The organism is Arthrobacter sp. CP30 (assembly GCF_053470025.1).
In genome coordinates this window covers 149,059-172,573 of record NZ_JBQEMM010000004.1, presented here as the reverse complement: position 1 = coordinate 172,573, position 23,515 = coordinate 149,059, and the positions used below count along the sequence as shown (strand labels likewise).

The window sequence follows — 23,515 nt, the reverse complement described above, 5'->3', positions numbered from 1 at the left end:
AGTCCGTCCCTGCCGCAGGTCGGCAGTTCCCGCATGACAGGCCCACTGGGGCGGCCTCATGCATCCTCACCGGTTTCAACAGAAAGAGCGACCAGCATGCAGGTCCACAAGTACGACGTCGTCATCGTCGGCGCGGGCGGCGCGGGAATGCGCGCAGCCATCGAGTCCGGCCAGCGGGCTCGCACCGCCGTGCTGACCAAGCTCTACCCGACCCGCTCCCACACCGGCGCAGCACAGGGTGGCATGTGCGCCGCACTCGCGAATGTCGAGGAGGACAACTGGGAGTGGCACACGTTCGACACCGTCAAGGGCGGTGACTACCTGGTGGACCAGGACGCGGCCGAAGTCATGGCCAAGGAAGCCATCGAGGCGGTCCTGGACCTCGAGAAGATGGGTCTGCCCTTCAACCGCACGCCCGAGGGCCGGATCGACCAGCGACGCTTCGGCGGACACACCCGGGACCACGGCAAGGCACCCGTCCGGCGCTCCTGCTACGCGGCGGACCGTACGGGTCACATGATCCTCCAGACGCTCTACCAGAACTGCGTCAAGCACAATGTCGAGTTCTACAACGAGTACTACGTCCTCGATCTGCTGATGGTCGACCAGGAGGTCACCGAGGACGGTGTCACCCGCATCCAGAAGCGCGTGGCCGGGGTCGTCTCCTACGACCTCGCCTCCGGCGAACTGCACGTCTTCCAGGCGAAGTCCGTGGTGTTCGCCTCGGGCGGTGTCGGCAAGGTCTACAAGACGACCTCCAACGCCCACACCCTCACCGGCGACGGCATGGGTATCGCGTTCCGCAGGGGCATCCCCCTCGAGGACATGGAGTTCTTCCAGTTCCATCCGACCGGCCTCGCAGGCCTCGGCATCCTCCTCTCGGAGGCCGCACGCGGCGAGGGCGCGATCCTCCGCAACTCGGAGGGTGAGCGCTTCATGGAGCGTTACGCCCCCACCATCAAGGACCTCGCGCCGCGCGACATCGTCGCCCGGTCGATGGCCAACGAGGTCCGCGAAGGACGCGGAGCCGGGCCGAACAAGGACTACGTCCTCCTCGACCTGACACACCTCGAACCCGCACACATCGACGCGAAGCTGCCCGACATCACGGAGTTCGCCCGCACGTACCTCGGCGTGGAGCCCTACACCGAGCCCGTGCCCGTGTTCCCGACGGCGCACTACGCGATGGGTGGCATCCCGACGAACATCAAGGCGGAGGTGCTCTCGGACAACGACACGGTGGTACCCGGCCTGTACGCCGCCGGTGAGGTCGCCTGCGTATCCGTGCACGGCTCGAACCGCCTGGGCACCAACTCGCTCCTCGACATCAACGTGTTCGGCAAGCGCGCCGGCCTCGCTGCGGCAGAGTACGCCCTCACCGCCGACTTCGTGGAGATCCCCGAGAACCCGACCACCGAGACGGAGGAGCTCCTGAACCGGGCCCGCAGCTCGGAGGGCGGGGAGCGCGTGGCCCTCATCCGCAAGGAGCTGCAGGACATCATGGACGCGAATGTCCAGGTGTTCCGCACCGAGGAGACGCTGGTCGAGGCCCTGCGCGTGATCGATACGCTGGAGGAGCGCTACACGCGGATCACCGTGCAGGACAAGGGCAAGCGGTTCAACCTCGACCTGCTGGAGGCCGTCGAACTAGGCTTCCTCCTGGACATGGCCAAGGTCATGACTGCCGCTGCCCTGCACCGCAAGGAGTCCCGTGGTGGCCACTTCCGTGAGGACTACCCCGAGCGGGACGACGAGAATTTCATGACCCATTCCATGGCCTACAAGGACCCCCGCGCCACCGAGACCAGTGGCGTGCGCCTTGAGACCAAACCGGTGATCTTCACCCGATACCAGCCCATGGAGCGTAAGTACTGATGAGCACCGAAACGATGGAAAAGGAGCCGGCCTCCAAGGTCGAGCTCGCGCCCGGCGTCGGCGGCGGTGGAGAGATCCCCACCTTCGACATCACCCTGAAGGTCCGGCGCTACAACCCCGAGGTGTCCGACGAGGCGCACTGGGACGAATGGCAGCTGACCATGTACGGCACGGACCGCGTGTTGGACGCCCTACACAAGGTCAAGTGGGAGCACGACGGTTCCGTCTCCTTCCGCCGGTCCTGCGCGCACGGCGTGTGCGGCTCCGATGCCATGCGCATCAACGGCCGCAACCGGCTGGCCTGCAAGACGCTGCTGAAGGATCTCGACACCTCCAAGCCGATCCTGGTGGAACCCATCAAGGGACTGCCGGTGGAGAAGGACCTGATCGTGGACATGGAGCCGTTCTTCCAGTCCTACCGCGAGATCATGCCGTTCCTCGTCAGCAAGGGCCACGAGCCCACGAAGGAGCGCCTGCAGTCCGCCGAGGAGCGCGACCGCTACGACGACACCACGAAGTGCATCCTCTGCGCGGCCTGCACCTCCTCCTGCCCGGTCTTCTGGACGGACGGCCAGTACTTCGGGCCGGCCGCGATCGTCAACGCCCACCGGTTCATCTTCGACTCGCGGGACGACGCCGGGGACATGCGCCTCGAGATCCTCAACGACAAGGAAGGTGTCTGGCGCTGCCGGACCACCTTCAACTGCTCCGAGGCCTGCCCCCGCGGCATCCAGGTCACCAAGGCCATCTCGGAGGTCAAGCAGGCGATCCTGACCCGCAAGGTCTGACTCGCTGCTCGGGAACCGACGCCGGATGCGGCGTTCGGTCCCGGCCACCATGCTCCGCCCGAAGGCGGCCCGTCACACGACGGGCCGCCTTCGTCGTCTCCCTGCAGACGCGGACGGTCAGGTGCGGACGGTCCAGTGCGGACGGTCCAGTGCGGACGGTCAGGTGCGGGCGGTCAGGTGCGGACGGTCCAGTGCGGACGGTCCAGTGCGGACGGTCAGGTGCGGACGGTCAGGTGCGGTTCCCCCGGCGGCTGCGCTGACGGAGGGTGCCGCCCTTCGCGTGGTGCTGCCGCTCGGCGTCGGTCTCGGCGTCAGCGGTCCCGACGGCGCACCAGGCCGTCGCCACCAGGTACACCTGGCTCAAGAGGAAGAACCAGACGAACAGCGCGAGGATCACGGCGAAGGACAGCAGGAGCGGATTGTTGCCGAAGCTTCCGAGGATCTGGGTGGAGAAGGTGCGGAGCAGCGTGGTGCCGACTCCGGCGATCACCGCACCCTGGATCAGGACCGGACGCGGCATCTCGATGGCGGACGCGGACCGGAACAGGACCACGGCCACGAGGATGTCCAGCAGGATCATCACCGCGAATCCGGCCATCTGTGTCAGGAGCTGGCTCACGCTCGTCAGGTTGAGGAAGCTCAGGAGGGCTCCCAGCGTATTCGTCGCCACGACGCCGAGGGCGGTCGTCACGACCATGATCACACCCAGGACCGCGAGGGTCCCGAGGTCCTTCGCCCAGAGGACCACGGGCGGCGCGGCGACGGGCTTCAGCGCGAAGATCCCGCGCATCGCCTGGCGCATGCCACCGATCCAGCCGAGCGCCGTCACGAGCATGACGGCCGAGGATACGACGATGGCCCAGCCGAGGCCACTGGTCGCGTCGAAGAGGCGGGTGGGAGTGACGAGGCCGCCCCCGTCGTCCTGCAGGTCGATCAGCCCCGGTACCGCCTTGTCGAGGGCGTCCACGGACAGTTCGCGCAGGCTCTCGTCGCCGGCGACCACCAGCCCGAGTGCGGCGAATCCCACGACGAGCAGGGCGGAGATGGCGAAGAACAGGCGGTAGGCGAGCCCCGCCGCCATCAATGGGCCGCGGCGCTCGTTGTACAGCAGGACCACGCGCACGGGCCTCAGCGTGTAGAACCGCGAGATCGCAAGATCCACCCTCGCCAGGAGGAGACCCGCGCCGCCATCGCCGGAGCGCTTCAGCCTCCCGACCCGGACCTGGGCATCGATCACCTTCCGGCGCAGATCCGCCAGGTTCGCCGGGGAGGGCTGCTCAACGGGTGGTGGTTTCGGAGCCGTCAGCGACTTCGCCAAAACGTAGCTCCTCCCTCAGTTTCCACAACCCCGACGGCACGTGTTCGTACAGTCCCATGGACCGGACGTCGAAGGACGCCTCGAAGGACTCCAGTTCCTCCACAGCCGCATCCATTCCTGCCTCCGAGACGTCATGCGCGACGGTCACGTGCGGATGGAAGGGGAACTCGAGGTCACGTTCGAGCGGGCCCGTCTGCAGCCTCGCATGCAGGGCTACGCATTCGTCGAAGCCGTCGGCCAGCTTGAGGAACACCACCGGTGAGACCGGCCGGAAGGAGCCGGTGCTGCAGAGCCTGACCCTGAAGGGCCGCTGGTGCTGCGCGACCGCCCGGACGTGCTCGATCGTCGCCTCCCAGTCGGAGGCCGGCGTCGTCGTGATCAGGGTGATGTGCGGGGGCACCACGGCTGCCATGGGGTCGCCGAACGACGCGCGCCAGGCCTCGAGGTCACCCGCGAGCGGTTCGGGGATCGGGATGGTGATGCCCACGCAGCTGCCGCTCGGTCCCGGCGGAGACGACGGCGTCGCCAGCCGGCCGGGGAGACCCGTGGAAGCACACATGGGTCAGCGGGCTCCCGCCGCGGGAAGGAATCCCACGCGTGCGTAGACCTCCGCGAGCGTCGGCGCCGCCAGCTCACGGGCCTTCGCGGCACCCTTCGCCAGCAGCCGATCAAGCTCTGCGGGGTCCGAGAGCAGCCCCTCGGCCCGGGTGCGGATGGGTGCGAGGGTCTCGGTGACGACGTCGGCGAGGTCCACCTTCAGGTGCCCGTACATCCGGCCCGCGTACTCGTCCTCCAGCTCGGCGATGCTTCGCCCGGACAGGGACGAGAAGATCGCGATCAGGTTCGAGATGCCCGGCTTCTCCTCACGGTCGAAGCGGATCTCCGTCCCGGCGTCGGTGACCGCCGACTTGATCCGTTTCGTCGTGACCTTCGGGTCGTCGAGCAGGTTGACGAGCCCGGCGGGCGACGGTGCCGATTTCGACATCTTGGCCGTCGGGTTCTGCAGGTCGTAGATCTTCGCCGTCTCCTTCTGGATGAAGGGCTGGGGCACCACGAAGGTCTCGCCGAAGCGCGTGTTGAAGCGCTGCGCGAGGTCCCGGCTCAATTCCACGTGCTGGCGCTGGTCCTCCCCCACCGGAACTCCGTCCGGTTGGTAGAGGAGGATGTCGGCGGCCTGCAGGATGGGATAGGTGAAGAGTCCCACGCTGGCGGAATCGGTGCCCTGCTTCGACGCCTTGTCCTTGAACTGCGTCATCCTGGACGCCTCGCCGAAGCCCGTGAGGCAGTTGAGCACCCACGCGAGCTGCGCGTGCTCGGGGACCTGGGACTGGACGAACAGCGTGGCACGGTCGGGATCCACCCCCGCAGCGATGTACTGGGCGGCGGTCGTCCGCGTGCGCTGCATGAGCTCCGCCGGGTCCTGCGGGACCGTGATGGCATGCAGGTCGGGGATGAAGAACACCGCGTCGTGGGTTTCCTGCAGGCGCACCCAGTGCACGAGCGCACCGAGGTAGTTGCCGAGGTGCAAGGATCCTGCCGACGGCTGCATGCCGGAGAGGATCCGTTGCCGCCGGGCGGGGGCGGGCGTGTGGTGCTGTTCAGTCATCAGAGGAGTTCCTGGAGGGTTGGATCCGGTAGTCGACGACGAGCGGGGCATGGTCGGAGAACCTGGTATCCCAGCTCGGTGCCCGATCGACGTCGGCGGTGGCTGCACTCTGCGCGAGCGCCTCGGTGGCCAGCTGGTAGTCGATCCGCCAGCCCGTGTCGTTATCGAACGCCTTACCCCGCCAGGACCACCAGGTGTACGGCCCGTCGACCTCGCCCGCGAGGTTCCGGGCGACATCCACGAAGCCGCATTCGTCGGAGAAGAAGCGATCGAAGTACGCGCGTTCCTCGGGAAGGAAGCCCGCGTTCTTCACGTTGCCCTTCCAGTTCCTGATATCGAGCTGCGTATGACCCACGTTGAGGTCGCCCATGACCACGGCGTGGTCGGCTCCGTCTCGGAGCTGTGGCAGGCGTGCGACCATCGCCCCGAGGAACCGGTATTTGTCATCCTGCTTCGGGGTCCCGACCTCGCCCGAATGGACGTAGGCGCTGACGACGGTAAGGGTCGATCCCCCCACCTCGAAATCGGCTTCGACCCATCGACCGGACGTGTCGAAGTAGCTGTCACCGATAGTCGTGCGGGTGGCGGAAGGCTCCTGGCGGGACGCTATCGCGACCCCCGCCCGCCCCTTGGCCTCGGCCTCGGTGTGGAGGATGAACCAGCCGTCGCCGAGGAGGCTCCGCACCACGGCGTCGGGAGCCCGTACCTCCTGCAGGCAGAGGATGTCGACATCCCGTCCGTCCAGCCATTCCTGCATGCCGCGCTTGTAGGCGGCGCGGATCCCGTTGACGTTCACGGACGCGATACGCAGGGGTTCCTGCAGAGGGTTCGATGCCGGACTCACTCGATCAACCTTACCCCGGAGGGTGTGTCCCTTCACCTCGGTCGGGAGGTGCTCAGTCGACGACCGTGCCCTCCACCGGACCCTCGGTGGAGCCCTTCATCATGGACCTCGCGTTGTGCGAGGTGATCTCGATGGTCTCGAGTGCACGTTCCACCATGCCCTCGTCCTTGCCGAGGTACTCGCGCACGACGCCCACCTGCACCTGGACGATCTTGAAGCTGTGGTCGAGCTTCAGGTCCCTCGCCCTGTCGACGGCCACCGGACCCGCGGGTGACGCACCGGCACCGCCGAACCCGCCGTGCGCCTGGATCCGGTCCGCGGCCTTCCGTGCCGCGGAGCGGAGACTCAGCACCACGTAGCTGAAGATCAGGAGCCAGCCCAGGGAGATGATGGCGACCAACCAGCCGATCACATCGTTCTGGTTGGCCGCGAAGACGACCGCCACGAGGAACACGACCACCATGACGGCCATCCCGGCCGTGCCCATGCGCATGCTCACACCCCGGCCCTGAGGCCGCCCATTGCTTCCAAGAGACTGCATCAGGCCATTCTCCCGCATCGGCCGACCGACCCCCCGGTCTTCCACCGCAGGCGAACTCACAGGGGTTTCGAAGTTTTTTCCCATCCGCTCCCATCCGTGATCGGGATCACCCCGAAGTACAGTCGTGCGCGCCCCACGGTGCGCCTCATTCGCACTATGGAGGACTTTCCCATGAACAAGAAGATGCGCTTCCTCGCAGTACCGGCCCTCGCCATCGGCGCAGTCGCCCTCGCGGGCTCCCCCGCGATGGCCGCTGACGGCTCCTACTCCTCGACCCTCGGCCAGCTGAACGGCACGACCGGCACCGGCACCATCACCCTCGACGTCGTGGGCGATCAGGCCACGGTCAACCTGCAGGTCTCGGGCCTCGCCCAGACCTTCATGGACGCCCCGTACCCCCACGTCCAGCACATCCACGGCGGTGCGGCAGGCAAGTGCCCCACGCCCGCCGATGACGCCAATGGTGACGGCATCGTCAACGTCGCCGAGGGTGTACCCGGATACGGCGCCATCCAGACCACGCTGACCACGTCGGGTGCCACCACTCCGGCAGAGGGCCTGAACCTCCAGCTCGGTGGCCAGGGTGGAACGTACTCGATCCAGCGCACCATCACCCTGGACGCCGATACCCAGAAGTCGCTCGAGGCCGGCGTAGCCGTCGTCGTCGTGCACGGCCTGGACCCGGCGACCGCCGGCGTCTCCTCCGAGGTCTTCGGCAGCCCGTCCGAGATCGCACCCGAGCTCCCCCTCGGCGCGACCTCCCCCGCCCTGTGTGGAACGCTCGTGAAGACGCAGATGGGCGCCATGCCTGCCGGCGGAGCCGACACGGGTGTCGCTACCGAGTCCTCCTCCAACTCCGCGGGCATGATCGCCCTCGGTGGCGGCCTGGTCCTCGCGGCAGCAGCCGGTGGAACCTTCGCAGTGCGCCGCCGCGCAGCACACAACGCATAATCCCTGATCCCACATGATCAGTAGGAACACCGGCCATCGCTGGGGCTTCACGGCCCCGGCGGTGGCCGCCCTCTTTCTCCTCGCCGGCTGCGGATCGGCCGATGCTCCCGCTTCGACGCCGGCCCCGTCGTCGTCCTCCGCGGTGACGAGCGCGGCACCGATCGAGGCACCGAGCCCCGCGCCCACGGCCGTGCCCACTGCCGCTCCGTCCTCCGCGCCCGCTGCGGCACCCGCCCCGGTCGCATCCGAAGGTCCCGACGTCCTTCCCGCCTCCGCCCCGGTCACGCTGGAGATCCCCTCGATCGGTGTCCGCACCGACCTGCTGGCCCTGGGCCTCCGCGAGAACAACAGTCTCGAGGTGCCACCTGACGGACCCGGAGCACCCGCGAGCTGGTACGACCAGTCGCCCACCCCGGGCGACCGCGGACCGGCCGTCATGCTCGGCCATGTCAACGCGACCGACGGTGGCAAGGGTGTCTTCGCCGATCTCCGCGCCCTCAAGGCCGGCGATCGGATCACCGTGGTCCGCGAGGACGGGACGACCGCGGTGTTCGAGTTCCAGCGCGGCGAGGCGTACCAGAAGAACGACTTCCCGACCCTCACGGTGTACGGGAACACGCCCGGCTCTGAGCTCAGGCTGATCACGTGCGACGGCTACAACCCCGACACGGGCGAGTTCGACGACAACTACGTGGTGTACGCCACCCTGGTTCTCTAGGGCCGGCTACCCGGGCGGCATCAGGACGCTCCGACCGGCGGCGGGGCCACAGCCCCGCCGCCGCCGTCGTCCAAGGCAGGACTCCGGATCGATACGGTGTCCCACGTCCTGCGTCCCGGGCGTCCTGACCGCAGACCGCCGGACCTACTTGAGGAACAGCTTCCGCAGCCTGAGGGTGGTGAGCAGCATGCCGACGGCGATCATCACCAGGAAGTAGCTCAGGTGGACCGCCGCGGCAGGGGTGAAGGAGGCGATGCTGATCTGACGCAGCAGTTCCACGCCGTGCCACAGCGGCAGGGCCTGGATGAACCACTGGACTCCCTGCGGGTAGACGCTCAGCGGATAGAAGGTGGCCGAGAACAGGAACATCGGCAGCATCACGAAGTTGACCCACTCCATCTGCTGGAAGGTCTTCATGAAGCTCGTGATACCCATTCCGAAGGACGCGAAGCCGAAGGCGATCACGACGGACGCCGGGATCATGAGCAACGCCACCGGTGTGGTGATGAGGCCCATGAGCGCCATGACCGCGGTGAAGCCGGTGGCATACATGGCGCCGCGCAGGAGGGCCAGGAAGATCTCCCCGATCGCGACGTCCAGCGGACCCAACGACGTGTAGAGCATGCCCTGGTAGAGCTTGGCGAAGTTCATCTTGAAGAACACGTTCCACGTGCTGTCGTAGACCGCCCCGTTCATGGCGGACACCGCGAGGAGTGCCGGCGCGATGTAGGCGGCATAGCTGATCGGCTCACCGTTGGGGCCCTCGACCGACCCGACGAGCGCTCCCAGTCCCACCCCCATGGACACGAGGTAGAGCACGGGTTCGAAGAACCCGGAGACCATGACCAGCCAGTTGCTGCTGCGCGTGGCGAGCAGTCCGCGCGCGATCACGGCCCGGGCGTTACGGGAGTAGAGCGCCGCCAGCGGTCGCCTGGACCCTTCCAGCGCGTAGTCCTGCGCAGTGAGGTGCACGCTCATTTCCCCAGCCTCCTCGCGTACACCGCGCGGGCCAGCTTCAGTCCGACGACGGCGAGCACCACGAGGTACAGCACGTGCACCACGGCGAGCCAGAGGGGGAGCTCGTAGCCGTAGGTCAGCGCCCGGCCCAGCTCCGTGCCGTGCCACAACGGCGAGATCCAGCCGATCCAGCGGAGGAACACCGGCAGGGTGTCGAGCGGGAAGAAGGTCCCGGAGAACAGGAACAGCGGCGTGACGATGAACCGCATGACGAGCGCGAACTGCCCCTTGTCCTCTTCGATCCGGGCCGAGTAGGCCATGAGCGGGAGCCCGAAGGCGAGGCCGCTCAGCACCGCGACGGGGATGGCCACGGGGCCGGCGGCGGACGGTGAGGCCCCGAACGCCGCGACGATGACGAAGTAGATGATGGTGGTGACCGTCAGCCGGACGGTGACGGCGATGATGTGGCCCTGCACGATCTGGTCGGTGTTCAGGGGCGAGGCGTGCGGGCCGTAGTAGACGCGCCGCCACTTGAAGCCGTCCATCACGGGATAGGTGAACTCGGTGGCGGCGGTCATGATCGTCGCGGAGGCCAGGAGGGCCGGGGCGATGAAGGCGAGGTAGCTGACCTCGCCGAAGGCGCCGGCGGAGTTCCGGTCGACGAGGGTCGCGAGGCCGATCCCCATGGCGAAGAGGTACATCACCGGCGTCCCGACGCTCGAGGCGAGGAGGGTCCACCGGTAGCTGTTCATGGACCGCAGGACGTGCTCGGCGTAGTACCAGGAGCCGAACGCGCGCGCCCGGGACGCCGAGACCTCCGGCTTGTGGGCGTGCAGCCGGTACGGCGGAGCCGTCACCGCGCCGTCGGTGGTGGGCACCCGCTCAGTCAACGAGGCTCCTCCCCGTCAGGCGCAGGAAGACGTCCTCGAGCGAGGAGCGGCGGACCAGGGAGGTGATCGGACGGAGGCCCCGCGAGATGACCTGCTCGAGGGCGGCTTCGCCGTCCTGGGCGTAGATGAGGACGCGGTCGGGCAGCGGCTCGAGCCGGGCACCGATGCCCTGCAGTTCGGCGGCGACGGTCGTGTTGCGTTCCGAGCCGAAGCGCAGCTCGAGCACCTCCCGCGTCGAGTGCTCGCGGATGAGCTGAGCAGGGGATCCCTCCGCCATGATCCGGCCCTTGTCGACGACCACCAGCCGGTCGCAGAGCTGCTCCGCCTCGTCCATGTAGTGCGTGGTGAGGATCAGGGTCACGCCGGACTCCTTGAGGCGGAAGAGCCGGTCCCAGAGGATGTGCCGGGCCTGCGGGTCGAGCCCGGTGGTGGGTTCGTCGAGCAGCAGGATCTTCGGCTCGTTGATGAGCGACCGCGCGATGGTCAGGCGGCGCTTCATCCCGCCCGAGAGCGCGTCCACCTTCGCGGACGCCTTCTCCGTCAGCTGCGCGAACTCCAGGAGCTCGTCCGCCTTCGGTCTCAGGTAGCTCATGGGCAGACCGAAGTAGCGGCCGTAGACGAGGAGGTTGTCGCGGACCCTGAGTTCCTCGTCGAGGTTGTCCTGCTGCGGCACCACCCCGAGGTGCGCCCTCACCTCCGGGCCGTGCTCTTCGGGATCGAGCCCCATGATGGTGAGGTCTCCGGAGGTCCGCTGTGACACCCCGCCGATCATGCGCATGGTCGTCGACTTACCGGCACCGTTGGGCCCGAGCAGACCGAAGGACTCCCCCGCGGGAACCTCGAAGGAGATGCCGTCGACGGCCTTGAAGTCACCGTAGTGCTTGCTCAGCTGACGGGCGGAGATGACCGGCGGACCGGCGGAGAGTGTGGGCACTCGCCCAGCCTAGGCGAGAACTCCCATTGGTAGAAGCCAATGGGTGTTGCGCGGACTAGCTGCCGGCAGCCGAACGCTCCGCCGCCTCGACGACGTTGGTCAGCAGCATGGCACGGGTCATGGGCCCCACTCCCCCGGGATTCGGCGACAGCCAGCTCGCCACCGACGCGACGGCGGGATCGACGTCGCCCGTGAGCTTCGCCCTGCCCGTCTCCGGGTCCTCCACCCGGCTCACGCCGACATCCAGGACGATCGCCCCGGGCTTCACCTGGTCCGCGCCGATCATGTGCGGGATCCCTGCCGCGGCGACGACGACGTCGGCCCGTCCGAGATGATCGGCGAGGTCCGCCGTCCCGGTGTGCGCCAGCGTCACCGTCGCGTTGATCTGCTTCCGGGTGAGCAGCAGTCCGAGCGGGCGGCCGACCGTCACACCACGGCCGACGACGAGCACGTCGAGGCCCTTCAATTCGACGTCGTGGCGGAGCAGGAGCTCGACGATGCCGTGCGGGGTGCACGGCAAGGGTGAGTCCATCGGCGCGTTGACGTTGAGGACCAGCTTCCCGAGGTTGGTCGGGTGCAGGCCGTCCGCGTCCTTCGCCGGATCGATGCGTTCGAGGATGGCGTTGGTGTCGATATGGGCGGGAAGCGGGAGCTGGACGATGTAGCCGGTCGTGGCGTCGTCGGCGTTCAGCTCGTCGAGGACTGCCTCGAGTTCCTCCTGGGTGATGGTGTCCGGCAGGTCGCGCCGGACCGAGGTGATGCCGACCTGGGCGCAGTCGCGGTGCTTGCCCGCGACATAGGAGTGGCTTCCGGGATCGTCGCCGACGAGGACGGTGCCGAGCCCGGGGGTCACCCCGCGCTCGCGCAGGGCGCTCACGCGCTCGGTCAGTTCCTCCTTGATGCGTGCGGCGGTCGCCTTGCCGTCAAGGATGCGGGCGTTGTTCATGGGAGGGATCCTTCTCTGGTCGCTCGTCCAGCTGTTCGAGCAGGAATGCCTTGCCGCGGTCGCAGCAGCCGGTGAAGCAGCATTCCGCGGCGGGGATGTCGAAGTCCGGTGACGCCGCCGCCCTCGAGGAAAGGGCGGCGCGTGGGATCGGATCTACCACTCCTCCTGGCCCGGGTAGAGCGGGAAGTCCGCCGCGAGCGCGGAGACGCGCGCGCGCAGTGCCACGACGTCGGGCGACGGCTTCAGGGCGGCCGCGATGATCTCCCCGACCTCGGTGAACTCGGCGGCGCCGAAGCCGCGGGTCGCGAGGGCCGGCGTGCCGATGCGGAGGCCGGAGGTCACCATGGGCGGGCGGGGATCGAACGGCACGGCGTTGCGGTTGACCGTGATGCCAACGGAGTGCAGGACGTCCTCGGCCTGCTGCCCGTCGAGCGAGGAGTTGCGGAGGTCCACGAGGACGAGGTGGACGTCGGTTCCACCGGTGAGGACCGAGACGCCGTGCTCGGCGACGTCGGACCCGGTGAGGCGCTCGGCGATAATGCGGGCGCCCTCGAGGACACGCTCCTGGCGCTCACGGAATTCGGGCGATCCGGCGATCTTGAAGGCCGTTGCCTTGCCCGCGATCACGTGCATGAGCGGACCGCCCTGCTGTCCCGGGAAGACGTTGGAGTTGAGCTTCTTGGCCCATTCCTGCTTGGCCAGGATGACCCCGGAACGGGGACCGGCCAGCGTCTTGTGCACCGTGGAGGTGACGACGTCGGAGTAGGGCACCGGGCTGGGGTGGACGCCGGCCGCGACGAGTCCGGCGAAGTGGGCCATGTCGGTCCAGAGGAGGGCGCCGACCTCGTCGGCAATGGAGCGGAAGGCGGCGAAGTCGAGCTGCCGCGGGTAGGCCGACCAGCCGGCGATCAGCACCTGCGGCTTCTCGGCGACCGCCTGGGCCCGCACGCGGTCCATGTCCAGGCGGTGGGTGTCCTCCTCGACGCCGTACGCCGCGACCTCGTAGAGCTTCCCGGAGAAGTTGAGCTTCATGCCGTGCGTGAGGTGTCCGCCGTGGGCGAGGGAGAGGCCCATGATCTTGTCACCGGGCTTGATCATCGCGGAGAGTGCGGCGGCATTCGCCTGGGCACCGGAGTGGGGCTGGACGTTCGCGAACTCTGCACCGAAGAGCGCCTTGACGCGCTCGATCGCGAGGTTCTCGGCGACGTCGACGTGCTCGCAGCCGCCGTAGTAGCGACGTCCCGGGTACCCTTCGGCGTACTTGTTCGTGAGGACACTGCCCTGGGCCTCGAGGACCGCGCGCGGAGCGAAGTTCTCCGACGCGATCATCTCGAGGGTGTCGCGCTGACGCGCGAGCTCGTCCCGGAGGACGGCGGCGATCTCGGGATCCACCTCGGACAGGGGCGCGTTGGTGACGGTATCCGCTGCGGAATGGGACGGGGCCATGGGCGACGTGGTCATCGGTTGATCCTTCTCTGGGTCTCGCACGAGGTCAGCTTGAGTCGCGGGCGGGCGTCGGACCGCTGGTCCGTGCCCCGGCCGCTCATGAAACGTGACCCGCGGCCCAGGCGTGCGATCCGTGGTCTGCACTGGAAGTCCGCGCCGCGCCCGGAGGACGGCGGCAGCTCCACGCCGCTTCCTGGTGGTTGCCCACCCTACGCCAGTCGCGACGCTCCCATGCTAGCCGCTCCCGAGCGGCGACCGCCACGCGATGACGCGGAGCCCGGAATAGTCACCACTGCCCGGCCGTTCGCTGAGAGTGAGCGGGCCCCGGAGACCCGGACCGCCAGGAGAGGTGGGACGCGATGGACCTGACAACCCCCGGTGATACGCCGGTGCAGGCGGGCGCAGGGACCGGTGGCGCCGGGCGCGTGCGCGTCCTCGTCATCGGCGCCGGCCAGGCCGGCCTCAGCAGTGCCTACCACCTCCTGCGCCGGGGGCTGGAGGCAGAGCGCGACGTCGTCGTCCTCGATGCGAATCCGGCGCCCGGTGGCGCCTGGCTGCACCGCTGGCCCGCCCTCACCTTCGACGCCGCCCACGCGCTCCACGACCTGCCCGGCCTGCCGCTCGGAACACCGGACCCGAAGGAACCGGCGGCCGATGTCGTGTCCCGCTACTACGGCGCGTACGAGCGGACCTTCCACCTCCCCGTGCACCGTCCCGTCTCCGTCCTGGCGGTGGAGCCGGCGGACAAGCCGGCCGGTTCGTCCGGCCACGGAGACGGACCGCTGCGCATCACGACGACGGCGGGCACCTGGATCGCCGACGTCGTCATCAGTGCGACCGGTACCTGGGACCGCCCGTACTGGCCCTACTACCGCGGCCGGGACGTCTTCGCTGGCCGGCAGCTCCACACGCATGATTACCGCTCGGCAGCGGAGTTCGCAGGACAGCGCGTGCTGGTCGTCGGCGGCGGTACGTCCGCGGTGCAGTTCGTCCTGAAGCTCCACGAGGCCGGAGCTGCACCCGTCTGGTCGACACGCCGACCGCCGTCGTTCACGCGCCGCGCCTTCGATCCGGAGTGGGGTCGCGAGGTCGAGGCGGAGGTCAACGCACGGACCGCCGCGGGGCTGCCGCCCGCCAGCGTCGTCTCCGTCACCGGGCTGTCGCTCACGGCGCAGTACCGGGCCGGGATCGACGCCGGGATCCTGGTCTCCCGCGGGCCCCTCGCCGAACTCCGCGAGGATTCGGCCGTCTTCGCGGACGGGTCGGTGGAACACGTCGACGCCGTCCTGTGGGCCACCGGGTTCCGCGCCGCCCTGGACCATCTCGCACCGCTGCGCCTCCGCGAACCCGGGGGCGGCATCCTGATGGACGGGGTCCATGTGGCGAAGGAGCCCCGACTCCTGCTCGTGGGCTACGGTGCGTCCGCCTCGACCCTCGGGGCCTCCCGCGCCGGACGCGCGGCGGCGGTCGCCGCCGTCACACGGCTCCGCGCGGGCGCCGGGCGGGCAGTGGCCGGTAATCTGGCGTAGGTGACCTCCCCCGAGACCTCCCGTCCGCCCTCGTTTTACTCCCTGACGCTCTCCTGCCCCGACAGGCCGGGAATCGTCCACGGCGTCTCCGGCGCCCTCGTGGGACTCGGCGCGAACATCACGGAATCCCAGCAGTACGGCAGCCCGGAGACGGGCACGTTCTTCATGCGCGTCGCCCTGACCACGGAGGCGTCCGCGGACGCGCTCCGCACCGCCCTGGAACCGGTGGCCCGCGAGTTCGGCATGGAGTGGTCGCTCAACGAGGCCTCCCGCCGGACCCGGACCCTCATCATGGTCTCGAAAGCAGCGCACTGCCTCAACGACCTCCTCTTCCAGCACCGCTCGGGCACCCTCGCCATCGACATCCCCGTCATCGTGTCGAACCACCGGGACCTCGAGGACCTCGCCGCCTTCTACGGCATCGAGTTCCACCACATCCCGGTCACGCCGGAGACCAAGGACGAGGCGGAGGACGCACTGCGTGCGCTGATGCGGCAGCACGACATCGAACTGGTGGTCCTGGCGCGGTACATGCAGATCCTCAGTGACCGGCTCTGCGGGGACCTCCTGGGCAAGGCGATCAACATCCACCACTCGTTCCTGCCGTCCTTCAAGGGGGCACGGCCCTACCACCAGGCCCATGCCCGCGGCGTCAAGCTCATCGGTGCGACAGCCCACTACGTCACGGGTGCCTTGGACGAGGGCCCGATCATCGAACAGGAGGTCATCCGCGTGGACCACGCGCGGACGGCCGAGCAGCTCACCGCGATCGGCCGGGAACTCGAGGGCCGCGCCCTGGTGCAGGCCGTGCAGTGGCACGCGGAACGGCGCGTCCTCCTCGACGGCCGCAGGACCATCGTCTTCAACTGATCGTCCCGCCGCCGCGGGAGGCGTCGCCTAGGCTGGCGGCATGGCCAACCACACCTTCCGCGGCAGGACTCCCCGCGTCTCCGACTCCGCCTTCGTCGCCCCCACCGCCTCCCTCATCGGGGAGGTGACGATCGGCGGGCACGCGAGCGTGTTCTTCGGCGCCACCCTGCGCGCGGACACCTCCTCCATCAGCGTCGGGGAGGGGACGAACCTCCAGGACAATGTGGTGGTGCATGCCGATCCGGGTTTCCCGGCGCGCATCGGCGACCGCGTCAGTGTCGGCCACAGTGCCGTGGTGCACGGCTGCACCATCGAGGACGACTGCCTGATCGGCATGAGCGCGACCGTCATGAACGGCGCCGTCATCGGTACCGGCTCCCTCGTGGCGGCCGGCGCCGTCGTGCTCGAGGGCACGGTGGTCCCGCCCCGCTCCCTGGTCGCCGGTGTCCCTGCGAAGGTGCGCCGGACGCTGGACGACGGCGAGGTGGACGGCGTCCGAGCCAATGCTGCCGACTACAGGCTTCTCGCCCAGGAATACCGCCAAGCGTTAACTTCTTGACTACAAGCGGGAGCTACGGCACCCTTGGGATCATGCCCGCAGACTCCCCCTCGACGGCGAGGACAAGCCTGAGCGCCCCGCTTCCCAAGCCGGGCTCCCAGTCCGCACTGCGCGAGCAGAACCAGCAGCGCGTCATCGCGGCACTGATGAGCGGCGGGCCGCAGACCCAGGCCGAACTCTCCCGGCAGACCGGCCTCTCGACGGCGACGGTCTCCAACATCGTCAAGGTGATGGCGGCGACCGGCATCGTCAGTACTGCACCCACCACGAGTTCCGGCCGCCGCGCCCTCTCGGTGATCCTCAACGACAACGGGCAGGTCGCCGCGGGGATCGACATCGGGCGCCGCCACCTCCGGGTGGTCCTCGCCAGCCCGAACTACCGCGTGCTGCAGGAGGCGTCCGTCGCGCTCCCCCTCGGGCACAGTGCAGTCGACGGACTGACCGCGGCGTCCGACCTCCTCGATTCCCTCCTGGAGAACGGCGGCATCCGCCGCCGCGCGCTCCTCGGTGCCGGGATCGGCATCCCCGGGCCGATCGACAGGCGCACCGGAACCGTGGTGCAGGGCGCCATCCTGCCGGAGTGGGTCGGCATCAACATCCACGAGACCTTCAGCGAACGACTGCGGGTTCCCGTCTTCATCGACAACGACGCGAACCTCGGCGCCCTGGCACAGGTGACCTGGGGACCGCACAGTGCTGTCGACAACCTGATGTTCATGAAGGTGGGATCGGGCATCGGTGCCGGGTTGGTGCTGAACGGCTCGCTCTACTACGGCAACGTCGGGGTGACCGGCGAGCTGGGCCACACGACCATCAACGAGCAGGGTGTCATCTGCCGGTGCGGCAACCGCGGCTGCCTCGAGACGGTGGCGTCGACGTCCACCATGATCGAACTCCTCGGCCGTGGCAGCAACGAGACGGTGGACACGCAGCGGATCATCGACTGGGTGCTCGCCGGCGATACCGCGGCGCTGCGCGTGATCGACGACGCCGGCGTGGCCATCGGCCGCGCACTCGCGCACATGGCGAACCTCATCAACCCCGAGACGATCGTCATCGGGGGGCCCCTGACCGGTCTCGGGGAGATCCTGCTGGAGCCCGTGCGGCGCGGCCTCGCCCGGCACGCCGTGCCGATCATCGGTGACACGACGAACGTCTGCATGTCCTCGCTCGGCGATCGCGCCGAAGCCCTCGGAGCGGCCGCCGTCGTCCTGGCACAGCAGGGGCTCGCTCCCGCGCTCGCCAGCTCAGCCTGAAGTTTTCCTCTGTTTTCTCCGTGCTTTGTGTTCAACAGTTGACGACAAGGCATACCAGCGTGTTCAATTCTTTCGGGTCGAGGTTGGCCTGCACCAAGACAACGCCGTCGCCGCGGGAGGCCCCATGAACAACCACACCATCCTGGAGATGCGCTCCATCACCAAGGAGTTCCCGGGAGTCAAAGCCCTCTCCGACGTCTCGCTCGAGGTCCGGGCCGGCGAGATCCACGCCATCTGCGGCGAGAACGGTGCCGGGAAGTCCACCCTCATGAAGGTGCTCTCGGGCCTCTACCCCTACGGCGACTACTCCGGCGACATCGTGTTCCAGGGCCAGGAGGTCCAGTTCAAGGACATCCGCTCCAGCGAAGCGGCCGGGATCGTGATCATCCACCAGGAACTCGCGCTGATCCCCGAGCTGTCCATCGCCGAGAACATCTTCCTCGGGAACGAGCCCACCCGGTTCGGCGTGATCGACTGGGACTACGTGAACCGGACCACCCTCGAGCTGATGGCCCGCGTGGGGCTCCGCGAGGACCCGATCACGAAGGTCAAGGACATCGGGGTGGGCAAGCAGCAGCTCGTCGAGATCGCGAAGGCACTCAACAAGTCCGTGAAGCTGCTCATCCTCGACGAGCCGACGGCGGCCCTCAACGAATCGGACTCCCAGCACCTGCTGGACCTCATGTCGGGCCTGCGGTCCAAGGGGATCTCCTGCATCATGATCTCGCACAAGCTCAACGAGATCGAGCAGATCGCCGACTCGATCACCATCATCCGCGACGGCAAGTCGATCGAGACGCTTCACGTCAAGGACGACGGCGTCGACGAGGACCGCATCATCCGAGGCATGGTGGGCCGCTCGCTCGAGTCGAGGTTCCCCGACCACACGCCCAACATCGGCGAGACGTTCTTCGAGGTGCGCGACTGGACCGTGGCCCACCCCACCGTGGCGGACCGCCTCGTCTGCAAGAACTCGAGCTTCCACGTCCGACGTGGCGAGATCGTCGGCTTCGCCGGGCTGATGGGCGCCGGGCGGACCGAGCTGGTGCGTTCGGTCTTCGGCCGCTCCTACGGGAACTTCAAGTCCGGGCAGATCCTCATCGACGGCAAGGAGGTGACGCTGCGCTCGGTGCCCCAGGCCATCAAGGCCGGCCTCGCCTATGTCACCGAGGACCGCAAGTCGCTGGGACTGAACCTCCTGGACGACATCAAGACCACCACGGTCTCGGCCGACCTGCAGCGCATCACGCACGGCCTCGTCGTCGACAAGGACGAGGAGTTCCGCGTCGCCGAGGAATACCGGAAGTCGCTGCGCACCAAGACGCCGAGCGTCAACGAGGGTGTGGCCAAGCTGTCCGGCGGGAACCAGCAGAAGGTGGTCCTCGCGAAATGGATGTTCACCGACCCCGATCTGCTCATCCTCGACGAGCCCACGCGCGGGATCGACGTCGGTGCGAAGTACGAGATCTACGGCATCATCCAGAAACTGGCGGACCAGGGGAAGGGCGTCATCGTCATCTCCTCCGAACTGCCTGAACTGCTCGGCCTCTCCGACCGCATCTACACGATCTTCGAAGGCGCCATCACCGGGGAACTGACCCGCGAGGACGCCAATCAGGAGTCCCTGATGAAACGCATGACCGCCAGCCGAACCGCTGCCTGACCGACGCTCCTAGGAAAGACACACCATGAATTCCTTCAAACAAATCTTCGGCGGGAACACCCGCCAGTTCGGGATGATCTTCGCCCTGGTCGCGCTGGTCGTGTTCTTCCAGTGGCAGACCGGCGGCAAGACACTCACGTCCGTGAACATGATGAACCTGTTCAACGGCAACTCCTACATCCTGATCCTCGCCATCGGCATGGTGCTCGTCATCATCGCCGGGCACATCGACCTCTCGGTGGGCTCCATCGCTGCCTTCGTCGGCATCGTCGTCGCCATCGCGATGCGTGACTGGGGTATCCCCTGGTACCTCGGCGTCCTCCTCGGCCTCGTGCTCGGTGCGGTCATCGGCATCTGGCAGGGCTTCTGGGTGGCCTACGTCGGCATCCCGGCCTTCATCGTGACCCTCGCGGGGATGCTCCTGTTCCGGGGTGCCAACCAGTCGGTCGGCAACTCCCTCACCGTGCCGGTGCCCGAGGGCTTCCGCTACCTCGGTGCGGGCTACCTCCCCGAGGTGGGACCGGATCTCGGCTACAACAACCTGACCCTGCTGATCGGCTTCGCACTCGTCGCGTTCGTCGTCTACAGCGAAGTCCGCGGCCGTCGCAAGCTCGAGAAGATCGGCGCGACGGTGCCCCCCACCTGGGTGCCCATCGTGAAGGTCGTCCTGCTCTCCGCCGTCATCCTGTACGCGACGTACCTCTTCGCGACGGGCCGTCCGGGCACCTCCTTCCCCGTCCCCGGCCTGATCCTCGGCGTCCTGGTCATCATCTACGCGTTCATCTCGAACAAGACCATCCTCGGCCGCCACGTCTACGCCGTCGGCGGCAACCGTCACGCCGCCGAGCTGTCCGGCGTGCAGAGCAAGCGCGTGAACTTCATGGTCATGATGAACATGTCGATCCTCGCGGCGCTCGCCGGGATGATCTTCGTGGGCCGGTCCACGGCATCCGGGCCGTCCGACGGCGTCGGATGGGAACTGGACGCCATCGCGGCGGTCTTCATCGGTGGCGCGGCCGTGACCGGCGGCGTCGGCACCGTGGTCGGTTCGATCATCGGCGGACTCGTGATGGCCGTCCTCAACAACGGCCTGCAGCTGCTCGGAGCCGGCGCCGACGACACCCAGATCATCAAGGGCATCGTCCTCCTCGTCGCGGTCGCCTTCGACGTCTACAACAAGAGCCAGGGCAAGCCGTCGATCATCGGCCTGCTCACCAGGAACTTCGGCGGAGGTGGCGGCAGCCGAAAGGCCGACGCCGAAGCCCCGAAACCCGCTCCCACGGAGCAGGCCGTCGGAACGAAGGAAGTCATCTCCCACGACGTCTAGGCGCCCGCCACTACCGGGCACCCGGACCCAATGCTCCACCCGTCCACCAGAGCACGAGCAACAGAAAGAGAAAGCAATGCGTAAGTTCGCAAAGTCCTTCGCAGCGATCGCTGCGATTTCAGCACTGGCGCTGACCGGCTGCGGTCGCGAAGAAGCAGCCCCGGCCACGGAAGGCGGAGAATCCGCCGCTGCGACGGGCTTCGAGGCAGGTTCCTCCATCGGCGTCGCGCTGCCCCAGAAGACCTCGGAGAACTGGGTCCTCGCGGAGAAGCTGTTCAACGACGGCCTGACCGAGGCCGGCTACGAGCCGGACGTGCAGTTCGCCAACGGCGGTGTCTCCGAGCAGCAGAACCAGATCAGCTCCATGATCACCAACGGTGTGAAGGTCCTGATCGTCGGTGCCATCGACGGCGCCCAGCTCGGCACCCAGCTCGCGCAGGCCAAGGAGGCCGGCATCACGGTCATCGCCTACGACCGCCTGCTCCTGAACACCGACGCGGTCGACTACTACGTGGCCTACGACAACTTCAAGGTCGGCGAGCTGCAGGGCCAGGCCCTCCTCGACGGTATGAAGGCCGCCAAGCCCGAAGGCCCCTACAACATCGAGCTCTTCGCCGGATCACCCGACGACGCCAACGCGAAGGTCTTCTTCGACGGCGCCATGAGCATCCTCCAGCCCGAGATCGACAACGGCAACCTCGTCGTCGCCTCCGGGCAGACGACCTTCGAGCAGGCTGTCACCCAGGGCTGGAAGGCCGAGAACGCCCAGAAGCGTGCGGACACGCTGCTCTCCGGCAGCTACGGCTCCACCGAGCTCGACGGCGTCCTCTCCCCCAACGACACGCTCGCCCGTGCGATCCTGACCTCCGTGGAGGGTGCCGGCAAGACCCTGCCGGTCGTCACGGGCCAGGACTCCGAGGTCGAGTCCGTGAAGTCCATCATGGAGGGCAAGCAGTACTCCACCATCAACAAGGACACCCGCGCACTCGTGGAGCAGTCGATCACCATGGTCGGTAACCTCCAGGCCGGCGAGGAGCCCGAGATCAACGATCCCGACTCCTACGAGAACGGTGTGAAGACCGTTCCCGCATTCCTCCTCGAGCCGCAGATCGTCACGAAGGACAACGCGGCGGACGCCTACGCCGACGACCCCACGCTGTCGGCGATCACGAACCCGTAGTCCAGGTTCGAGCGACAGCAGTCCTGAGGAGATGCCCCGGCTTCGGCCGGGGCATCTTTTCGTGCACCGGCCGGAGGGAAGGATGCACGCGAGTGCGGTTCCTCGCCCATCCGGCGCAGGCCGATGGACGCGGCACCCGTCAGCGGCAAGGATAGGTCCATGAACCCTCAGACCAGAATCGCCGTTCCCCCCTGCGCGGAAGCAGGCGCCCCCAGCCCGATCACGGCGACGGGCCGACCCCTGAAGTGGGGCGTCATCGCCACCGGCGGCATCGCCTCCAAGGTCACGGCGGACATCGCCCTGCTCGAGGATGCCGTGCTCCACGCGGTCAGCTCCCGCAGTGCCGAGAGCGCAGCAGCCTTCGCCGAGCGCTTCGGCTTCGCCACCAGCTACGGCAACGACGGCGACGTGGCGGGCTACCAGCGCCTCGTGGATGACCCCGACGTCGACGTCGTCTACATCACCACGCCGCACGGGCAGCACTACGACGTTGCGAAGGCTGCACTGACCGGCGGCAAGCACGTCCTGTGCGAGAAGCCCTTCACGATCAATGCCGTCGAGGCCGAGGAACTCGCCGCCCTCGCCGCCGAGCGCGGACTGTTCATGATGGAAGCGGTGTGGACCCGCTTCCTGCCGAGCGTGAACCGCGCCTGGGAGATCATCCACGCCGGCGAGCTCGGTGACATCCGGTGGGTGCAGGGCGATCTGGGCTTCGCGGCGCCGGAGGATCCGACGAGCCGGCTGTGGGATCCGAAGGCCGGAGGCGGCGCCCTCCTCGACCTCACCGTGTACCCGCTGACCTGGGCGCTCGGCTCGCTCGGCTTCCCCGATTCCGTGTCTGCGGTGGGCACCCTCAACGACGACGGCGTCGACCTGCAGGCTGCGGTCACGCTCAGCTATGGGAACGGAGCCTATGCGCAGCTGTCGTCGTCGTTCATCGCGTCCTGCCCGGGTCAGGCCACCGTCTGCGGGTCCGAGGGCTGGCTGAAGACCGGCGGCGGACCGCTGCACAACCCCCGGGAACTGACGATCAGTGCAGGGCCCGACGAGGTCCGCGTGGAGCACTTCGAGCAGGTGGGCGCCGGGTACACCTACGAGCTGCGCGAGGTGACCCGCTGCATCCAGGAGGGCCTGACGGAGAGCCCGACGATGCCGATCAGTGACACTCTCAGGACCATGCACCTGCTGGATGACGTCCGGGCGCAGATCGGGCTCCGGTACGCCAACGACGACGCCTGAGCCAACCGGCGCGCCGAAGGACGGGCCCCCGCAGCCACTGCTGCCGGGGCCCGTCCTTTCGTTCGTCCCGCCAGATCC

The 23,515-nt window shown here is 68.0% G+C and carries 22 protein-coding genes; 12 read left to right on the top strand and 10 right to left on the bottom strand.

Annotated features, from left to right (window positions below; translation table 11 throughout):
* Nucleotides 1–96: 96 nt before the first annotated feature.
* Both sdhA and ACTIMO_RS07635 read left to right on the top strand, forming a co-directional pair.
* The gene (sdhA, locus tag ACTIMO_RS07640) at nucleotides 97–1,875 is read left to right on the top strand and encodes a succinate dehydrogenase flavoprotein subunit (protein ID WP_055770074.1); all 1,779 of its coding nucleotides are present in this window, start codon (nucleotides 97–99) and stop codon (nucleotides 1,873–1,875) included.
* Nucleotides 1,875–2,663, top strand: a complete 789-nt coding sequence (locus ACTIMO_RS07635; RefSeq protein ID WP_055770072.1) for a succinate dehydrogenase iron-sulfur subunit — start codon at nucleotides 1,875–1,877, stop codon at nucleotides 2,661–2,663. The genes sdhA and ACTIMO_RS07635 overlap by 1 nt, the downstream gene beginning before the upstream one ends.
* Nucleotides 2,664–2,892: 229 nt before the next feature.
* Here the strand turns inward: ACTIMO_RS07635 and ACTIMO_RS07630 are convergent, their stop codons facing one another.
* The 5 genes from ACTIMO_RS07630 to ACTIMO_RS07610 form a co-directional block, all read right to left on the bottom strand.
* A complete protein-coding gene (locus ACTIMO_RS07630; RefSeq protein ID WP_055770069.1) occupies nucleotides 2,893–3,981 on the bottom strand; it encodes a YihY/virulence factor BrkB family protein in 1,089 nt (362 codons plus the stop codon).
* Nucleotides 3,941–4,468, bottom strand: a complete 528-nt coding sequence (locus ACTIMO_RS07625; protein WP_422391473.1) for a 2'-5' RNA ligase family protein — start codon at nucleotides 4,466–4,468, stop codon at nucleotides 3,941–3,943. Before ACTIMO_RS07625 ends, ACTIMO_RS07630 begins: the two co-directional genes overlap by 41 nt.
* Nucleotides 4,469–4,543: 75 nt before the next feature.
* Nucleotides 4,544–5,587: a tryptophan--tRNA ligase gene (gene trpS, locus ACTIMO_RS07620; protein ID WP_448182018.1), complete on the bottom strand. Its 1,044-nt coding sequence runs from the start codon at nucleotides 5,585–5,587 to the stop codon at nucleotides 4,544–4,546.
* Nucleotides 5,580–6,431 carry an exodeoxyribonuclease III gene (locus tag ACTIMO_RS07615; protein ID WP_448182017.1) on the bottom strand — a complete coding sequence of 284 codons (852 nt, stop codon included), beginning with the start codon at nucleotides 6,429–6,431 and terminating at the stop codon, nucleotides 5,580–5,582. Before ACTIMO_RS07615 ends, trpS begins: the two co-directional genes overlap by 8 nt.
* A 52-nt stretch (nucleotides 6,432–6,483) precedes the next feature.
* Nucleotides 6,484–6,972 carry a hypothetical protein gene (locus tag ACTIMO_RS07610; protein WP_055770762.1) on the bottom strand — a complete coding sequence of 163 codons (489 nt, stop codon included), beginning with the start codon at nucleotides 6,970–6,972 and terminating at the stop codon, nucleotides 6,484–6,486.
* A 171-nt stretch (nucleotides 6,973–7,143) separates the two neighbouring features.
* On the opposite strand from ACTIMO_RS07610, the gene ACTIMO_RS07605 reads away from it, so the two are divergent.
* Nucleotides 7,144–7,923: a hypothetical protein gene (locus tag ACTIMO_RS07605; RefSeq protein WP_055770055.1), complete on the top strand. Its 780-nt coding sequence runs from the start codon at nucleotides 7,144–7,146 to the stop codon at nucleotides 7,921–7,923.
* A gap of 13 nt (nucleotides 7,924–7,936) precedes the next feature.
* Nucleotides 7,937–8,641, top strand: a complete 705-nt coding sequence (locus tag ACTIMO_RS07600) for a class F sortase (RefSeq protein ID WP_055770052.1) — start codon at nucleotides 7,937–7,939, stop codon at nucleotides 8,639–8,641.
* 144 nt (nucleotides 8,642–8,785) lie between these two features.
* Here the strand turns inward: ACTIMO_RS07600 and ACTIMO_RS07595 are convergent, their stop codons facing one another.
* The 5 genes from ACTIMO_RS07595 to glyA all read right to left on the bottom strand — a co-directional run bounded on the left by ACTIMO_RS07595 (nucleotide 8,786) and on the right by glyA (nucleotide 13,829).
* A complete protein-coding gene (locus ACTIMO_RS07595) occupies nucleotides 8,786–9,619 on the bottom strand; it encodes an ABC transporter permease (RefSeq protein ID WP_055770049.1) in 834 nt (277 codons plus the stop codon).
* Nucleotides 9,616–10,488: an ABC transporter permease gene (locus ACTIMO_RS07590; RefSeq protein WP_448182016.1), complete on the bottom strand. Its 873-nt coding sequence runs from the start codon at nucleotides 10,486–10,488 to the stop codon at nucleotides 9,616–9,618. Before ACTIMO_RS07590 ends, ACTIMO_RS07595 begins: the two co-directional genes overlap by 4 nt.
* Nucleotides 10,481–11,422: an ABC transporter ATP-binding protein gene (locus tag ACTIMO_RS07585; protein ID WP_055770042.1), complete on the bottom strand. Its 942-nt coding sequence runs from the start codon at nucleotides 11,420–11,422 to the stop codon at nucleotides 10,481–10,483. Before ACTIMO_RS07585 ends, ACTIMO_RS07590 begins: the two co-directional genes overlap by 8 nt.
* 55 nt (nucleotides 11,423–11,477) lie before the next feature.
* Nucleotides 11,478–12,368 carry a bifunctional methylenetetrahydrofolate dehydrogenase/methenyltetrahydrofolate cyclohydrolase gene (locus tag ACTIMO_RS07580; RefSeq protein ID WP_055770039.1) on the bottom strand — a complete coding sequence of 297 codons (891 nt, stop codon included), beginning with the start codon at nucleotides 12,366–12,368 and terminating at the stop codon, nucleotides 11,478–11,480.
* 153 nt (nucleotides 12,369–12,521) lie between these two features.
* Entirely contained in the window at nucleotides 12,522–13,829 is a 1,308-nt protein-coding gene (gene glyA / locus ACTIMO_RS07575) for a serine hydroxymethyltransferase (RefSeq protein ID WP_321166891.1), read from the bottom strand.
* A gap of 344 nt (nucleotides 13,830–14,173) precedes the next feature.
* On the opposite strand from glyA, the gene ACTIMO_RS07570 reads away from it, so the two are divergent.
* The 8 genes from ACTIMO_RS07570 (at nucleotide 14,174) to ACTIMO_RS07535 (ending at nucleotide 23,437) form a co-directional block, all read left to right on the top strand.
* A complete protein-coding gene (locus ACTIMO_RS07570; RefSeq protein WP_448182015.1) occupies nucleotides 14,174–15,343 on the top strand; it encodes an FAD-dependent oxidoreductase in 1,170 nt (389 codons plus the stop codon).
* Entirely contained in the window at nucleotides 15,344–16,213 is an 870-nt protein-coding gene (gene purU / locus ACTIMO_RS07565) for a formyltetrahydrofolate deformylase (RefSeq protein WP_448182014.1), read from the top strand.
* Between the two features lie 40 nt (nucleotides 16,214–16,253).
* The gene (locus ACTIMO_RS07560; RefSeq protein ID WP_448182013.1) at nucleotides 16,254–16,772 is read left to right on the top strand and encodes a gamma carbonic anhydrase family protein; all 519 of its coding nucleotides are present in this window, start codon (nucleotides 16,254–16,256) and stop codon (nucleotides 16,770–16,772) included.
* Nucleotides 16,773–16,804: 32 nt separating this feature from the next.
* Nucleotides 16,805–18,028, top strand: a complete 1,224-nt coding sequence (locus ACTIMO_RS07555) for an ROK family transcriptional regulator (protein WP_055770029.1) — start codon at nucleotides 16,805–16,807, stop codon at nucleotides 18,026–18,028.
* Between the two features lie 124 nt (nucleotides 18,029–18,152).
* Nucleotides 18,153–19,691, top strand: a complete 1,539-nt coding sequence (gene mmsA, locus ACTIMO_RS07550; protein ID WP_152815606.1) for a multiple monosaccharide ABC transporter ATP-binding protein — start codon at nucleotides 18,153–18,155, stop codon at nucleotides 19,689–19,691.
* 25 nt (nucleotides 19,692–19,716) lie between these two features.
* Nucleotides 19,717–21,018, top strand: coding sequence for a multiple monosaccharide ABC transporter permease (mmsB, locus tag ACTIMO_RS07545; protein ID WP_055770024.1), 1,302 nt, complete (start codon nucleotides 19,717–19,719; stop codon nucleotides 21,016–21,018).
* Between the two features lie 76 nt (nucleotides 21,019–21,094).
* Nucleotides 21,095–22,198: a substrate-binding domain-containing protein gene (locus ACTIMO_RS07540; protein WP_055770021.1), complete on the top strand. Its 1,104-nt coding sequence runs from the start codon at nucleotides 21,095–21,097 to the stop codon at nucleotides 22,196–22,198.
* 159 nt (nucleotides 22,199–22,357) lie between these two features.
* Nucleotides 22,358–23,437: a Gfo/Idh/MocA family protein gene (locus ACTIMO_RS07535; RefSeq protein WP_448182012.1), complete on the top strand. Its 1,080-nt coding sequence runs from the start codon at nucleotides 22,358–22,360 to the stop codon at nucleotides 23,435–23,437.
* Nucleotides 23,438–23,515 lie beyond the last annotated feature (78 nt).

What these genes read in the sequence shown, in the direction of transcription:
- sdhA (WP_055770074.1), top strand. Translation starts at nt 97, where the DNA reads ATGCAGGTCCACAAGTACGACGTCGTCATCGTCGGCGCGGGCGGCGCG.
- ACTIMO_RS07635 (WP_055770072.1), top strand. Translation starts at nt 1,875, where the DNA reads ATGAGCACCGAAACGATGGAAAAGGAGCCGGCCTCCAAGGTCGAGCTC.
- trpS (WP_448182018.1), bottom strand. Translation starts at nt 5,587, where the DNA reads ATGACTGAACAGCACCACACGCCCGCCCCCGCCCGGCGGCAACGGATC.
- ACTIMO_RS07610 (WP_055770762.1), bottom strand. Translation starts at nt 6,972, where the DNA reads ATGCAGTCTCTTGGAAGCAATGGGCGGCCTCAGGGCCGGGGTGTGAGC.
- ACTIMO_RS07605 (WP_055770055.1), top strand. Translation starts at nt 7,144, where the DNA reads ATGAACAAGAAGATGCGCTTCCTCGCAGTACCGGCCCTCGCCATCGGC.
- ACTIMO_RS07600 (WP_055770052.1), top strand. Translation starts at nt 7,937, where the DNA reads ATGATCAGTAGGAACACCGGCCATCGCTGGGGCTTCACGGCCCCGGCG.
- ACTIMO_RS07595 (WP_055770049.1), bottom strand. Translation starts at nt 9,619, where the DNA reads ATGAGCGTGCACCTCACTGCGCAGGACTACGCGCTGGAAGGGTCCAGG.
- ACTIMO_RS07580 (WP_055770039.1), bottom strand. Translation starts at nt 12,368, where the DNA reads ATGAACAACGCCCGCATCCTTGACGGCAAGGCGACCGCCGCACGCATC.
- glyA (WP_321166891.1), bottom strand. Translation starts at nt 13,829, where the DNA reads ATGACCACGTCGCCCATGGCCCCGTCCCATTCCGCAGCGGATACCGTC.
- ACTIMO_RS07570 (WP_448182015.1), top strand. Translation starts at nt 14,174, where the DNA reads ATGGACCTGACAACCCCCGGTGATACGCCGGTGCAGGCGGGCGCAGGG.
- ACTIMO_RS07560 (WP_448182013.1), top strand. Translation starts at nt 16,254, where the DNA reads ATGGCCAACCACACCTTCCGCGGCAGGACTCCCCGCGTCTCCGACTCC.
- ACTIMO_RS07555 (WP_055770029.1), top strand. Translation starts at nt 16,805, where the DNA reads ATGCCCGCAGACTCCCCCTCGACGGCGAGGACAAGCCTGAGCGCCCCG.
- mmsA (WP_152815606.1), top strand. Translation starts at nt 18,153, where the DNA reads ATGAACAACCACACCATCCTGGAGATGCGCTCCATCACCAAGGAGTTC.
- mmsB (WP_055770024.1), top strand. Translation starts at nt 19,717, where the DNA reads ATGAATTCCTTCAAACAAATCTTCGGCGGGAACACCCGCCAGTTCGGG.
- ACTIMO_RS07540 (WP_055770021.1), top strand. Translation starts at nt 21,095, where the DNA reads ATGCGTAAGTTCGCAAAGTCCTTCGCAGCGATCGCTGCGATTTCAGCA.
- ACTIMO_RS07535 (WP_448182012.1), top strand. Translation starts at nt 22,358, where the DNA reads ATGAACCCTCAGACCAGAATCGCCGTTCCCCCCTGCGCGGAAGCAGGC.